The 13,199-nt window shown below is 66.7% G+C and carries 9 protein-coding genes and 2 pseudogenes; 8 read left to right on the forward strand and 3 right to left on the reverse strand.

Annotated elements, in window-relative coordinates; translation table 11 throughout:
• Window positions 1-144 precede the first annotated feature (144 nt).
• Window positions 145-306 (forward strand): hypothetical protein, encoded by a 162-nt coding sequence (locus LCE31_RS22415; protein WP_225016880.1) that lies wholly within the window; start codon window positions 145-147, stop codon window positions 304-306.
• Between the two features lie 115 nt (window positions 307-421).
• Here LCE31_RS22415 and LCE31_RS22420 read toward each other — a convergent pair whose 3' ends face one another.
• Together LCE31_RS22420 and LCE31_RS22425 are read right to left on the reverse strand one after the other, a co-directional pair.
• On the reverse strand, window positions 422-817 hold the full coding sequence (locus tag LCE31_RS22420) for an Imm7 family immunity protein (protein WP_225016882.1): 396 nt from the start codon (window positions 815-817) through the stop codon (window positions 422-424).
• A gap of 5 nt (window positions 818-822) precedes the next feature.
• Window positions 823-1,731 (reverse strand): restriction endonuclease fold toxin, encoded by a 909-nt coding sequence (locus tag LCE31_RS22425; RefSeq protein WP_225016884.1) that lies wholly within the window; start codon window positions 1,729-1,731, stop codon window positions 823-825.
• 1,417 nt (window positions 1,732-3,148) lie between these two features.
• On the opposite strand from LCE31_RS22425, the gene LCE31_RS22430 reads away from it, so the two are divergent.
• Complete coding sequence (locus LCE31_RS22430; RefSeq protein WP_225016886.1) at window positions 3,149-5,839, forward strand: ATP/GTP-binding protein; 2,691 nt, start codon at window positions 3,149-3,151, stop codon at window positions 5,837-5,839.
• Window positions 5,840-5,922: 83 nt separating this feature from the next.
• Here the strand turns inward: LCE31_RS22430 and LCE31_RS22435 are convergent.
• Window positions 5,923-6,408 (reverse strand): annotated as a pseudogene (locus LCE31_RS22435) (integrase core domain-containing protein); the annotation flags it as partial.
• Between LCE31_RS22435 and LCE31_RS22440 the strand changes: the two are divergent.
• The 6 genes and pseudogenes from LCE31_RS22440 to LCE31_RS22460 all read left to right on the forward strand — a co-directional run bounded on the left by LCE31_RS22440 (window position 6,355) and on the right by LCE31_RS22460 (window position 13,049).
• Window positions 6,355-8,484: a WD40 repeat domain-containing protein gene (locus LCE31_RS22440; protein ID WP_225016888.1), complete on the forward strand. Its 2,130-nt coding sequence runs from the start codon at window positions 6,355-6,357 to the stop codon at window positions 8,482-8,484. The pseudogene LCE31_RS22435 and the gene LCE31_RS22440 overlap by 54 nt on opposite strands.
• Window positions 8,481-8,765, forward strand: a complete 285-nt coding sequence (locus LCE31_RS22445; RefSeq protein WP_225016890.1) for a hypothetical protein — start codon at window positions 8,481-8,483, stop codon at window positions 8,763-8,765. Before LCE31_RS22440 ends, LCE31_RS22445 begins: the two co-directional genes overlap by 4 nt.
• A 105-nt stretch (window positions 8,766-8,870) precedes the next feature.
• Entirely contained in the window at window positions 8,871-9,092 is a 222-nt protein-coding gene (locus LCE31_RS22450; protein ID WP_225016892.1) for a hypothetical protein, read from the forward strand.
• Between the two features lie 278 nt (window positions 9,093-9,370).
• Window positions 9,371-9,706 (forward strand): annotated as a pseudogene (locus LCE31_RS41300) (transposase); the annotation flags it as partial.
• A 1,007-nt stretch (window positions 9,707-10,713) separates the two neighbouring features.
• The gene (locus LCE31_RS22455) at window positions 10,714-12,156 is read left to right on the forward strand and encodes a DNA phosphorothioation-associated putative methyltransferase (RefSeq protein ID WP_225016894.1); all 1,443 of its coding nucleotides are present in this window, start codon (window positions 10,714-10,716) and stop codon (window positions 12,154-12,156) included.
• Window positions 12,157-12,197: 41 nt separating this feature from the next.
• Window positions 12,198-13,049 carry a hypothetical protein gene (locus LCE31_RS22460; protein ID WP_225016895.1) on the forward strand — a complete coding sequence of 284 codons (852 nt, stop codon included), beginning with the start codon at window positions 12,198-12,200 and terminating at the stop codon, window positions 13,047-13,049.
• Window positions 13,050-13,199: the final 150 nt, after the last annotated feature.

Raw genomic sequence — 13,199 nt, forward strand, 5'->3', positions numbered from 1 at the left:
GGGGCCCGCCCCCCCCGCGGGGCTTTCCCCCCCGCCAAAATATTTTGCCCGGGTTTTAATTTTTTGCCCCCCCGGGGGCCCCCCCCCCCCCCGGGGCCCCGCAGCCCGGAACGCGCCAGGGCCTCGCCCCCGTTCTGGCTGACGGTGACGATCCCGGCGACCGTCCTCGCGGTGGTCGAACTGGCGGGCCGCCGCCCGGTCGCGGCACGCCAGGTGCACGGCAACGGCAGAACTCACGCCACGGAAAACGGCCAGGACGGCTCACACCAGCACGACGGGGGCCCGAAGCTGCACGTATCGAGCTGAGGCCGGCGCCCCGTCCGCTCGCTCACACCCCCGCCCCGCATCCCGGCCGCCGTGGAGAGAAAACACCTTCAGGCGACCGGGATCGTGGGCCGATGACTCGCCGTGCCCGACGAGATCAGTCCTCGATGACAGGCTGGACAGGCGAGAGGAAGGGGTCCAGGCGGACATGAATCGCTCCTCTCGCCATGACCTTGACGCGAAAGACGCCCTGGCCCGGCGGGACCTCCATGTCCGGAGAACGCTCGTACAGCAGGCCCCAGGAGCCAGGGAAGCGCGTGGCGATGTGACGCAGAAGATCATCCACGTCCTCGGCCTCGTCCCTGCGCCTGTTCACGAGGCCGTTGACCAGAACGAAGTACTCGCCGTTGTGCACGTTCAACGCGGCCTCGCCGGTCGACCAGTCGATCTCGGAGATTTTCGCCTGCAATTCGGCGATTCCCTCGTCGAGGCTCCCCGCATCCGACTCCTCGGCTGATTCGGCGATCCCGAACCAGCCATGAAACTCATACATGGCCCTTATCCTAGTGGAGTTGTATCGATCACGGGGTCGATGCCGAAGCGTCGACCGTATTCCTCAAGTTTCGCGATGACGCCGGGGCCCGGCTCTCCGTCGAAATGGAAATACGGTGTGCGTCCGGATTGTATCGCATATTCGAATGTTGCTTTCGCCTGGTTTCGAAGGGCGCTTCCCATCTGCATTCCGCCGGGTTTCGACTGTGCGACGTACTGGTCGCTGATGGCATCGATCTCGCGTCCCTTGGGGTCGTTTTCGAACTTGACCCTGGACTCGCCGCCCAGGCGTTCAGCCAGCTCGTCGGCAGCGGGATCTGGTTTGTTCACCTTGACGAGTTTGCCGAGCCCGCCATTGTCCTCGTACGGACCCGGTTCCTCCTCATCCCCGCTCCCTCCGCCTTCTCCCTCGCTGTCCGATCCTCCGCGCCCGCCTGATCCGCCGCGTCCTCCGACGCCGGCGGGTTCGCGGGCTTCGGTCTGCGCGAGTTCGCGTTCGAGTTCCTGGCTGACTTCAGTGGTTTCGGCGTCGACGGTTTCGATCTCGGGGACGCCTTCGGCGGCTGCTTGGAGGTACACCTCGATGTCGCTGATCATCTCACCGCCGATGGTGCTGAGTTCGGCGTCGAGGACGGTTTCGACTCCGCCGAGGATGGCGGCCGCTTCCACACCGTCGAGTGCGGCAGCTCCAGCGTCAGAGCCGCCTGCGGTAAAAGGGGTGAGGAAAATGCCGACGGCGGTGGTGAGTCCGACGAGGATGCCCGCACCGGCGAGTTTGCTCTCGGTGCTGCTGTGGGCGTTGTCGATGGCCTGGGCGAACTTGTCACATGCTTTGGCCAGTTGGTCGCAGGCTTCGTGGGCGGCGGAGAGCGGTGCTTTCTTGGCGTTCGCGCCGTCCTGCCAGATGGTTGCCATGGCGGTGACGGAGTCGTCCGCGGCCTGGCCGATGGCGCGTACGGCGGCGGACAGAGTGTGGAAGAGGGCTTCGGCGGCCGGGTCGTACTTCCGTGCGAACCTCCGGTGTGGGCCGTATCGCAGGCCGGCCGGGTCTGGTGACGCTCGGGAACTGGGCGCGGCCGAGGGGTTTTGGTGCCCCCGTTCTCGGTGACCTCGCTGGAGCGCGGTCTGGATGACGTGTTGGTCAGTACTGCAGGCGGCCTCCGTGTACCGCAGGCCGCCAAGGTCGGCCAGGCCAGGGGGCTGTCGCACGACTGGCGGTGTGCACGACATCGCCGGTTCGCGTGCTCAGGGACCGCCTATGCAGGCGCGCCGACGCCCTTTGACAGCTCGCGGACGCAGGGGCCGGGGCACGAGACGTGCGGGCTCTCGGGCTCCCTGTTCCAAGGTGCGGGGCGCCTCTTCGCGGAGCGCCCCGTGCCGCCGGGCGCGGGAGCCAGGCGGCAGGGGGCGTAGCGGTGAGTTACTTCCGGCGGTGGATGCTCGCTACCGAAAAGCCTGCCCTGATAAGGGCTGTTCCTGATTCCTCATGGCCCGTCAGGCTGAGGAGTGTGCCGGCGACGCCGGCCGCCGCGGACAGCCCAAGCCTGGCCCAGGCAAGCGCCTTCTGCGCGTTCGGAAGCTCCGCGGGAGCCTGGTCCTGCGTAGACGAGTGGCTCGCCGGGGCTCCCCGCTCTCGCTCGTCACCCGATGAGTCATATGTAGTGCACATGTCAATCCCGGTTTCATTGTGCGTACTGCGGCACGCGGTGAATGGGTGAACAGAGCGTGCGACGGCGAGTAGTTAGCCGCGCAAGTCCACCGGTCGTCTCCGGCGGCGGCCAAGGCGCGAAGCACGTCGCGTCGATCCGGTCCTCCTGAATGCGCGGACCGCTGCTTGGCCTTCCTTCAGAGCCTCCTGCTCACCGCGCCCACTCACGGGTCTCTGACCTGCCATTTCGGTGATTCCTGCACTGGAATCGGTAGCACGCACTACCCGGCCATGCGCTGGGACGCTTGCAGCGGCTTGACTCGCTTAGTCCACCGTGGTGGGTGATCGACCGCCCGCACTCCCCAGCCGCACAAGTCCTCCGCTCCGGCGCCCAGCAGATCGGGAAGCAAGCCGCGCAAGTAGCAGGCCGGGGAAGCTCTCCGACGGAATCATCTCCCAGATTTCTCCCAGCGCGGGGTGCTGAGCCCGGCGCCCAGCTCGGAGTCTTGGCTGTGGCCTGCATTGCGCAAGCAAGTTTGCCTGGCTGCCTGCCGGTGTCCCGGCCCCACTCAGGCCTGGTAGCAGTTCGCGGTAGTGCGGGCGCGGCCGTCTTCGGGGATGCTTACCCAACAGGACGGGGAAGGGCATAAGTTAGCAGCCAGGTGATCTCCGGTGGGGGCTGGTGTGGCAGGTCGGGATCTACGAGCGCTGTTCAGTACGAACGACCGCACGCTTGGGACTGCGGAGGCGTTCACGAACCGGCAGGCGCAGTGGGGGTTTGTGGTGGCTGCGCTCACCGAGCACCTACGGCATGTCAACAGCTCTACCTTTGATCCTGAGGATTTGGAGGCAGCTCGGGACAATGTGGTCGTCCTCCACGGGATCGGTGGCATCGGGAAGTCCACGCTGTCGCGCAAGTTCGGGGCGTCCCTCGCCGACCCCGGGCAGCGCCCCGCTCAATGGGGTGCCCCCGTTTGGGGTGGAGCGCGGCTCCTGCCCATACGGATCGATCTCGCGCGCTCCGCGAATCCCGACTTCGAGAAGGTCGTGCTCAGTGTGCGCCTCGCACTGGCCGCGATCGGCCGGCCGCTGCCCGCCTTCGACTTGGCACTACGCCGCTACTGGGAGCACCAGCACCCGGGGGATCCGCTGGAGGACTTCCTCAACCGCGGCGGCTTGGCCGCCCGGTTCGGCAAGGCGCTGCCACAGCAGATGCAGTCCGCGCTCGCTGACGTCGCCCAGGCCCTTCTGCTGCCGGGCACGGTGGGCTCTGCGATCGGGCAGGTGACCGGGGCGCTCGTGGGAGCGCTGCGCGACCGTCGGCAGACCGTGCAGGCGCTCGCCGGCTGCGTGCGCCTAGCCGATCTCCTGGAGGGTGAACCGGATCTGGACTCCCTGTCCTACTACCCGCATCTGCTCGCCTGGGAGCTTGCCCGGATACCCGCCGCGAAGAAGGTCACGCCGGTAATCTTGCTTGATGCCTTCGAAGAGATCGGGGACCGCAATCATCGGGACTTCGAACGCCTCCTGCAGCGCCTCGTGTGGCTGATGCCCAATGCCTTCTTCGTCATCACCGGCCGCTCCCGCCTGCAGTGGGCCGACGAAGCCCTTCAGGGGCAGCTCGATTTCACCGGCCCCGCCGCCTGGCCCGGCCTCGTTGCCCACGACATCCCCCAGGCGCGCACCGAGCCCTCTGTCCGTAGCCGTGAACGGCAGATGCTGATCGGCGACTTCTCCTTGGAGGACTGCGACGACTACCTTGCCCGCCGCCTCTCCGCGAATGGCCGCCCCCTCATCGGCGATGCCATCCGTAGGGTGATCGGGCAGCGCTCGCATGGCCTGCCGTTGTACCTCGATCTTTCCGTGATGAGGTTCCTGGAGCTCCGACGCAACGGGCACACTCCACAGCCGACCGACTTCGACCATGATTTCCCCGCGCTGATCGCCCGCACTCTCTCAGACCTCACCGCCCCCGAGCGCCATGTCCTGCGTTCCGCCAGCCTCTTCTCCTCCTTCGACGTGGTTCTGGCGACCCGAGCTGCGGGTCTGCCTCAAGAGGCGCCGGCGCTGCGGCTAGTCGAGCGTCCCTTCGTACGAGAGACGCCGTTCGGCCTGTGGCCCTTCCACCTGCACGCCCTCATCCGCGCGACGATCCGGGGCGCCGACGACCAGACCGACGACCGCTGGTCTCCCGCCGATTGGCAGCAGGCTGCCGTTCGGGCCTTCGCCGCTCTCGGAGAGCAGTGGAGTAGCGGCACGGGCCTCGATCGCATGCTCCTCGTGGGCTGCTTGCGCCAAGGACTGGCCATCGCCCGCGACTACCGTCTCGGCCTCGGCTGGCTCATCGAGGCTGCCTGGACGTACATCGGCGACTCTGTATGGGAACCGCTCGACTTGGCCGCCAGCCCCGAAGCGGAGGGCGTCATGGCCACAGCCGCCGACGTGCTGGTGGAGCTGCTCAGTGCGCTCGCCCGCCGTCAGCACGAGAACCGCGCCCGCACCGTGGAGCGCCTGGTCACTGTCGCTGACGCTGGGTTGCTGCCTGCGGAACTGCACGAAGTGGCCATCTACTACCGGGCCAAGGCGCAGCGCGACCTCGGGCACACGGAGGAATCCCGCCAGGGGATGCAGGTGGTCGCCGCAGGTGGTGGACGTCTCGCTGCGAACGCCCGCCGCGGGCTCGCCCATCTATCCCGGCTTGCTGGTGACTTCCCGACCGCTCTTGAGGTCGCTGAACACTTGGGCTGGGAGGGGCGGCACCATCGCGTCGTGGGTGACGCGCGATGGGTGCAGGGCGACATGGCTCTGGCTGCAGAGGCTTTCCGGGCTGCCCGCGCGGAGGGCGAGGCGCATGGCAAGAGCGGGGAGGCAGCCATGTCGCAGGCGATGCGGGCCTTCACTCTCGCGTTCACGACCGAACCCACCATCGATGATGAGATCGACCTTGGCGAACACCTCCTGGCCCAGGTCGACCTGCGCGCCGCGACCCTGGACGTACGGATCGCGGCGCTCCTGCGCGACGCCGGAACGGACACGGGAGTTGAGGACCGGGCTCAAGTGCTAGGTGCAGAGATCAGCACGTCAGGGCTGCTCTTCGTCCAGGCCAAGCTCGAGTTGGCACGCGCCTTCCACCACGCCATCCGAGACGACCAGGCGGGCATCGCCTGCAGAATCAGACGACTCCATGAGTTGACCCGTGAGGGCTATTATGCCTACTACGTCGACATCGCCCACTTCATGGCCGACCTCCCGCTCAACGACCCCTCCGGCGCACGGTGGCTCGACGATCAGCAGACGGTACGCCAACGCTGGCGCAGCATGGTCATCGACCGACGAGCTCTGCTCGCGTCACGGTCGGCCACCGGAACGCCGTAACCAGTCAGTACGGCTTGGTAACTGTCGGACGCTTCAAGTGGACTGCGGGAAACACCAGTTCTATCCCTTGTCATCCGATAGGCGTATTGACCGGGGAGGTTGGGGGCGCGGCTGGCGGGTCGTTGGCCTTTCAGCGCGGTGTGGCCGCGGTGGTGATTATAGGTGTGCAGCCAGCCGGGAAACGCTTCGCGTCGTTCGGTTCCCGAGCGGTAGGGGCGGGTGTAGGCCCATTCGTCGAGGAGGGTGCGGTTGAAGCGTTCGACCTTGCCGTTGGTCTGCGGCCGGTAGGGACGGGTGCGCTTATGAGCGATCCCGGCCTCGGGCGGCAGGTCGTGCCAGTCGCGTGAGCGGTAGCAGGAGCCGTTGTCGGTCAGGACTCGTTCGACGGTAATTCCGACCCGGGCGAAGAAGGACTGGGCACGGGTCCAGAAGCCGGTGGCGGTCTCCTTCTTCAGCAGAACCTGGTGACCTACCAGGCGGGCGGGCTCGCACGCCGTCTCCACGACGCACAGACCGTGCTGCGCACGCAGTGGAGCACGGGCCTGCCCGAGGAGTCCCTGCTGCACGTCATCAGCGAGGACGAGTTGGGCGCCACGGCGTCAGCCGTGGCCCTTGGATCTGTCGATCGAAGCCTCCTCACGGTGGACGCCGGCTCCGACGGCTCCCTGCAGGCATGCGACACCACGCCGAAGCCCGACGGTGCGTTCCGGTGCCTCTCGGCTCCTCGGACCGGAGCGGATGCCATCACCCAGGTGGTGGTCGTGGATCTGGATGAGCGGGCGGTCATTGCCTCGGTCACTGACCAGAATGCCCTTGTGCTGTACGACCTCGCGACGGGTGAGCTCGTTGCCAGCACACGCCTCGACGGCGAGAGGGTCTCAGCGCTGGCGGTCGTCGGCACCGGCGGCAAGGCCGTCCTTGCAGCCGGTCGGGTCAGTGGGGAGATCAGTCTGGTCGGCCTGCTGGGCGAGTCGTTCGGCAGGACCCTGCACACCGTCGAGGCCGGGGATGCCGCCATCGGTTCGCTGCTCGGCATGGAGCCTGACGATGGCTCCGTCGGCTTCCACTGCGTTTCCACCGACCCTCAGGGTCATGAGCCGAAGGCGCTGGGGAAGCTGGGCGAGCGGCCCGTCACCACCTCTTCGGAAGGACCGCTCCAGGAGGTGCGCGTCCGGTCCGCCAACGAGCGCACCCCACTGTTCTTCCTCATCGCCTATCACCCCAGCATGTACGCAGCACGGGGAAACGGTGAGAAGGTCTACGTCTTCACGTTGGCCAAAGACCGCGGGCCGACACTCGCGGACATCCGCCTTGTCGACCGTTTTCAGCTCGCGCTGACTGCCCATCGCGACGGCATCGTGCGGGTGTGGGACCTCGATGTGAGCCCACGGTTCGGTCAAGGCCAAAACCGTTGGCGTCCCGCCGTGGTTCTCGGCACTATCCGGCTCGGCGGTGCGGAACTCGCCGTCAGCGCCGAACTCGCCTCTGGCGAAATCAAGACTTGGGACCTGAGCGCAGGCGCCGAGGAGCGGGAGCTGACCGAGCTAGGCGGGCTCAGCCATGCCGCTACCATGACGGTCGGCGCCGCATCCTACGCCGTCACGGTGACCGCGGACAACGAGCTCGACATTTGGAATATCGGTGAGGACGTCCTGGAAGCGACGGTCCGTCTCCCTGCTCCTGCCACCGCGTTTGCCACGGTGCCGCATGGTGATTCGGTGTGGGCCGTGGTCGGCACTGCTGACGGCGGTATCCATATGTGGGAGCCGAGCAAGGAGTCGCCTTCCCACACTCTCGTCGGCGTGCAGGAGCCGGTCACGGAGCTTATCGCGGGTGACGTCGACGGTGAGTCGCTCCTGATCAGCGCCCACAACGGACACAGGGTCTGTGTTTGGTCCCTGGCCGATCGCACCCTGCGGCAGTCGATCACTCTGGACCGGGTCGGTGCGATCGTGATGCAAGGCGGGCGCCTGCTCGCTGCCGAGCGGTCGGCGGACGACGGCCAGGTACGAATCTGGGACCTAGTAACGGCCTCGCTCGTGAACTCCATCCTTGTGGTCAATCCGCACGTGATGACGAACAGTCAAGCGAACGGCAGGCCGGTCCTCGTGGCCGCCGTCAGGGAGGCAGAGGTCCAGGCTTGGGATGCCGAATCCGGCAATCCACTGGGACCTCCAGCCCCAGTGCCGGATCAAGTGCACACTATCGTCCCCTACGAGAGCGGCGTGCTGGTAGGCAGCAAGGCAGGCCATGTCACGGCCCTCGGCTGGGCCTACTCCGCAGCGGCGTCGATACGCGGTCCGATACGGCCAGCTGTCCATGTCACTCACGTCCTGGCGTGGTTGCCGGGCGAATTGCTCTGTGACGATGCCCGCGCAGACGGATGGGAGTTGTACACCGTCGACGAGTGGGAGGAAGGACTGCCGCCTTCCCACGGCTTCGTCTACACCCGCCCCATCACTGCGACGACGGACGAACTCCAGGACGTTCTCGTCGACGTACTGACGCGCGATGGATTTGAGGTCGTCCGGCTGGAGCCGCATTGGTACGAGATCAGCCAGGTCAACGGCGTGGGCGCCGAAGGCCCTTGGCGATTTCCGGCGTACTCCGTTCACTGTCACTCAGAGGAAGGGCCAGAGCAGTGACGATCGTTGCAGTCCACGGCATCGGCAACCACCAAAGTGGCCGCGCGCCGGATCAGGCGGCCACCGAACTCGCAGGGCAGTGGCAGCTCAGACTTCAGCAGGGGTTCACGGCCGCCGGACTCGGCGATCAGCGACTCCCTGTCCTGCACGCCGCGTATTACGCCCACCACACCCACTCCGCGGAGCGGCAGTCTGTCGCACCGGATGCCCTTGCCCTCGACGAACAACAACAGTTCGTGGTCATCGCCTGGGTGCTGGTTTTGGGGTCGCCCACCCTCTAGGAACGGCAGGGGCTGCTAACTACACCACTGCGGCAGGTTCTGTCCTGGGTTTCCCGACGCCGCAACCTCCCCATCGCAACGGTCATTCGGCTCGTCGTCGCTCTGGTGGGCGAGGTACGGCGCTACCTCCACGTACCGCAGGTACGGGCGGCCGCCCGATCGGCCGTGGCCGAGTCGATCCGACGGGTGCGCCCTCGCGTGGTGCTGGCGCACTCCCTCGGCTCGGTCGTCGTGTACGAGGCTCTCCATGCTCACCCCGAGCTGACCGTGGACGGCTTCGTGACCTTGGGCTCTCCCCTTGGCCTGCCGGGGTCCGCTACTGGGTGAACCTTGCCGACACAGGTGACCTGGTGGCGATTCCTTGTCGGCTCGGTGACCGATTCCCGGTTGACCAGCACGCCGACACTCCGATTGGCCGTATCGACTTCCACACCTTCGGAGCGTACTTGGCCTCCCCTCTCACCGCTGCGGCCATCGCTCCCTTCGTTGGCAATCCGACGATTCCGGACGAGAGCTCTTGAGGTCTTCGGCAGTCTGCTGATCCGGCGTCGCAGTTACACCTGTGGACGTAGGCGGGTGATCGCCTCGCACGACTAGATTCGCTGCTGATTCCGCTTCTCCAGGCTGTTGCGCCTGTACGGAGCGAACGTGGCCGGCCCCGACGCCGCCCGGACGTGGTGTTCGGTGACCGCGGCTATGACCACGACAAGTGCCGCCGCCTGGTCTGGGACCTCGCTGTGAAACCACTGATCGCCCGCCGCGGCACCGACCAAGGCTCCGGCCTGGGCACCCAACGCTGAGTCGTGGGGCGTGCGTTCGCCCATCTGCACCGGTTCCGCCGCCTGCGCATCCGCTGGGAGAGACGCGACGGCATCCACGAAGCCTTCCTCACCCTCGGATGCGCACTCATCTGCTGGCGACGCCTGAAGTCATTCCGATAGGAGTTCTTACTGCGGCCTCCCACTCCCGCCGCTCGCGCTCCTCGCGCTCTGTCTCCAACCGCCGGTGCTCGCCCTCCTGACGTTCCCGCTCCTCTCGCAGGCGCTGTTGCTCCGCCTCACGTTCCAGCGGCGCCCGTTCCTGTTCCTCCGCGTGGGCCTTCAACGTCCGGAAGACTGAACCGATCTGGTCACCCAACAGCTTCTTGGCGGTGTCGGCCCACTCCTTCTTCCAGCCGTAGCTGTAGCCCGATTGCTGGCTGACCAGCAGCTCCAGTTCGCCGGACGGCTGGAACTTCTGGGCCGACGTGACACGTTGTCTGAGCGAGCTCGGGGCCGTCCGACGTGGCAGGGTCGGATCCTTCTTCGATACGAGCGAGGAGGGCGAGCTGCCGGTTGTTCAACGGAGACCATGAGTGCATGGCGATCGTCGTACCGTCTGCGAGCTCCTCGACACAAGCCGTGGGGATGACTCTCCCCGGGTTTCGCGGATGCGTGACGCGCTGGGACGCAGGGCACCCGTCGCCGGGAGCCGCCGGGGAGCCCGATCTCGAAGATCACACCCAGTTGACACCCAAAACGGGGTCGCAAAGCAAATCAGGCCCGGCACTGATCACTCAGTACCGGGCCTGACCTGGTCTTACTCTGTCGGGGTGGCGGGATTTGAACCCACGACCTCTTCGTCCCGAATGAGGGTCGGGTGAGGGCGGCACCGGCTGGCTTGGTGTTTTGCCTGCTCAGGGCATCGGGGCGGTGCGGCTTCGGATGGTCTTGGACGGGCCTGGGGAGCAGATCGGCTCCCAAACGGCTCCCAAGGGGGAGTCATCACTCGGGCGCGTCGCTTAGATACCAAGGCTATGCCGGTGGTGCGGTCGACGGGGGTGCCCGAACCGTGCGGCATGAGATTAGTCTTGGCACGCGCCTCGCCTGTAAGCCGGACCGCTGGAGCGAGTGTCACGTAAAGTGCGGAGCTGTCGCACTCTGGCCTATCCGTGAATCAGGGAACACTGATGCCCCAGCAGCTCTGGACCAGTCAGAGGCATAACACCGCCATCGGTCGTGTCGGCCTGTCGCTCCCCGCTCGTCGTGCCGTTGGCGACCTTCAGCTGGAACCAGACACGGGGGTACTCGATTACGGGTGTGGACGGGGCGGAGATGTACGGGCATTGCTGCATCTCGGCCTCGATGCTGTGGGCTGGGACCCGGTGCACTTTCCTAACGGGCGGCGGGAGCCGGCCGAGGTGGTTCTTCTCACCTATGTCCTGAACGTGATTGAGAATCCCGTCGAACGACGCGAGACGCTCCTTCGGGCCTGGGACCTCGCTAAATCGGTGCTGGTCGTGTCCGCGAGGTTGAAGTGGGAGCGAAACCAGATCAAAGGCACGAAGTACGGCGACGGCATCCTCACCCAGCGCCGCACCTTCCAGCACCTCTATGCGGCCGGCGAGCTGCGCGACTACGTCGAGGAAGCCACCGGCGTCCGCTGCGTATCGGCGGCGCCCGGAATCGTCTATGCCTTCAAGGATGATGCGGCCCGCCTGAGCTACCTCGCCCGACAGGTAACTCCTGACGGGGGATGGCTGGCGTCCGAGGACACCGCATCGGCGATCACCTCGGTCGTCGATCATCTCGAACAGTGCGGCAGGATGCCTCAGCTTGAGGAAATGCCGCAACCCATCATCAGACTCCTTGGCCACCTGGGCCCCACTGAACTCAAGCGCCTTGCCGAGCAGGAAGCCGACCCCGCGAAGGTAGAACGAAGCGCCGAGCGCGGAGCCCTCGACACTCTGCAGTTCCTCGCACTGGAGCTGTTTCACGGCCGAGGCCCGGTCAGCAGCCTGCCCCTGCCGGTCCAGCTGGACATCCGTGCTTTTTTCCCGTCGTACACCGAGGCGTGCTATCGAGCGGACCGGCTGCTGTACAAACTGCGTGACGACGCCTACGTCCGCCGGGCAATGAACGGATCGATCGCCGGCAAGTTCACCGCGACCGCCCTGTACGTTCACCGCCGCGCGCTCCATCGGATCCCGGCAGTGCTGCGCCTGTACGAGCAGTGCGCGAGCATCGCCGCCGGCCGTCCTGGCGAGTGGTCTGTCGTCAAGCTCCGCCACCAGGGACGCGGCGTCAGCTGGCTCGACTACCCCGAGTTCGACACGGACCCCCACCCGCGAATCGCGGCCTCGTACGCCGTCGACCTGAAGACCCTCAAATCCTCCTTCACCTCGTACGCGGACTCCACCAACCGTCCCCTGCTGCACCGCAAGCACGAGTTCCTCGCCGAGGATGATCCCGACGCGGCCAAGTACCGGAGGCTCACGGACACTGAGGTCCGCGCCGGACTCTACGAGAGCCCGCACCTGATCGGCACAGAAGAAGGATGGGAGCGCGAACTCGTCCGCTGCGAAAGAGAGTTGCGGGGCCATCGGCTCGTGCGGCGTACCACCGGAACCTGAGTATCAGCATCGATGTCAGTGCCGTGTGCCACGCTCATCCCATGACCACCACCCGGATGGAGGGCTCGTGCCGGCCCTCATACCGAACGCTGTCCGCCCTCGCGCTGGCCGAGCCCGAGGACCACGTCCGTGAGCTCACCGACTGTGTGGAGCATGCCTCCGCTGCCACAGGAGCCCCCGGAGTGCAGAACGGCTGGGACACGGCCTACAAGTGGCTGCGTCTCGCCCAGGGCCTGCGCACGGTGACGTTCGACATGTCCTACGACGACGGCGGCATGTGCTCAGTGGGCCTCGACTTCGATGCCGTCTGGACCGGGATGATGGAGGAGTGGCAGCAGCACCAGGTCCGTCTCGGCTACGTGCGCGCAGCACTCGAAGGATTCGTCCGGCTGCTGTACCCGGACACCGCGGAGCCTGGTCTGGCGGTGGAGGCCGCTGAGCAGCAGTTGCAACACGACGCCGACGCGTGGCCGGTGCACGCGCATGCGGTCGCCGATCATTTGCGGACGCATGCCTCGGACGGTGTGCTGGGCGCTGGCCCTTCGGTGGCGGCAGCGGTGAGCCAGGCGATTGTCCTGCACGAGATGGCTGTCCGGGGCCGCGCCGCCATCCCGGAGCCGGGAAGCGACGATGACGGAAAGGTCTTTCCCACCGGACACGCCGAGGTCTGTGCGGCCATGGAAGCCACCACGGTACTGCTGCTGGGGATCCAGCTGCTGATGATCGCGGCGGTGAAGGAAAACCGCGTCGCTGTCTTCGATGACAAGTACCTTCTCGACGGCATGTGGATTCCCGACTCTGCAGGCGGCAGCCGATGGGTGGACGAAGAAATGCCCTACGGGGAGTACCTCGCCGTTCTCCACCTCCAGCCCGGCGAGCCGCCCGAGCTCTGATTCTCCACCAGTAGCGCCCTGCGACGGCCGCGTCGGCAGCCTAGAGGGAAACGACGGGGGGGGGCCCCCCCCCCCGGGGGGGGGGGGCCCCCCCGCGGGGGGCCGGCCCCCCGCGGGGGGCGCGCGGGGCGGGGCCCCCCGGGGGGGCGG

This window comes from Streptomyces sp. 8L (assembly GCF_020176795.1).
Lineage (GTDB): Bacteria > Actinomycetota > Actinomycetes > Streptomycetales > Streptomycetaceae > Streptomyces.

Bases quoted from the DNA above. Each gene is read 5' to 3' on its own strand.
- LCE31_RS22420 (WP_225016882.1), bottom strand. From the start codon at position 817: ATGTATGAGTTTCATGGCTGGTTCGGGATCGCCGAATCAGCCGAGGAG.
- LCE31_RS22460 (WP_225016895.1), top strand. From the start codon at position 12,198: ATGACCACCACCCGGATGGAGGGCTCGTGCCGGCCCTCATACCGAACG.
- LCE31_RS22455 (WP_225016894.1), top strand. From the start codon at position 10,714: ATGCCCCAGCAGCTCTGGACCAGTCAGAGGCATAACACCGCCATCGGT.
- LCE31_RS22425 (WP_225016884.1), bottom strand. From the start codon at position 1,731: ATGGCAACCATCTGGCAGGACGGCGCGAACGCCAAGAAAGCACCGCTC.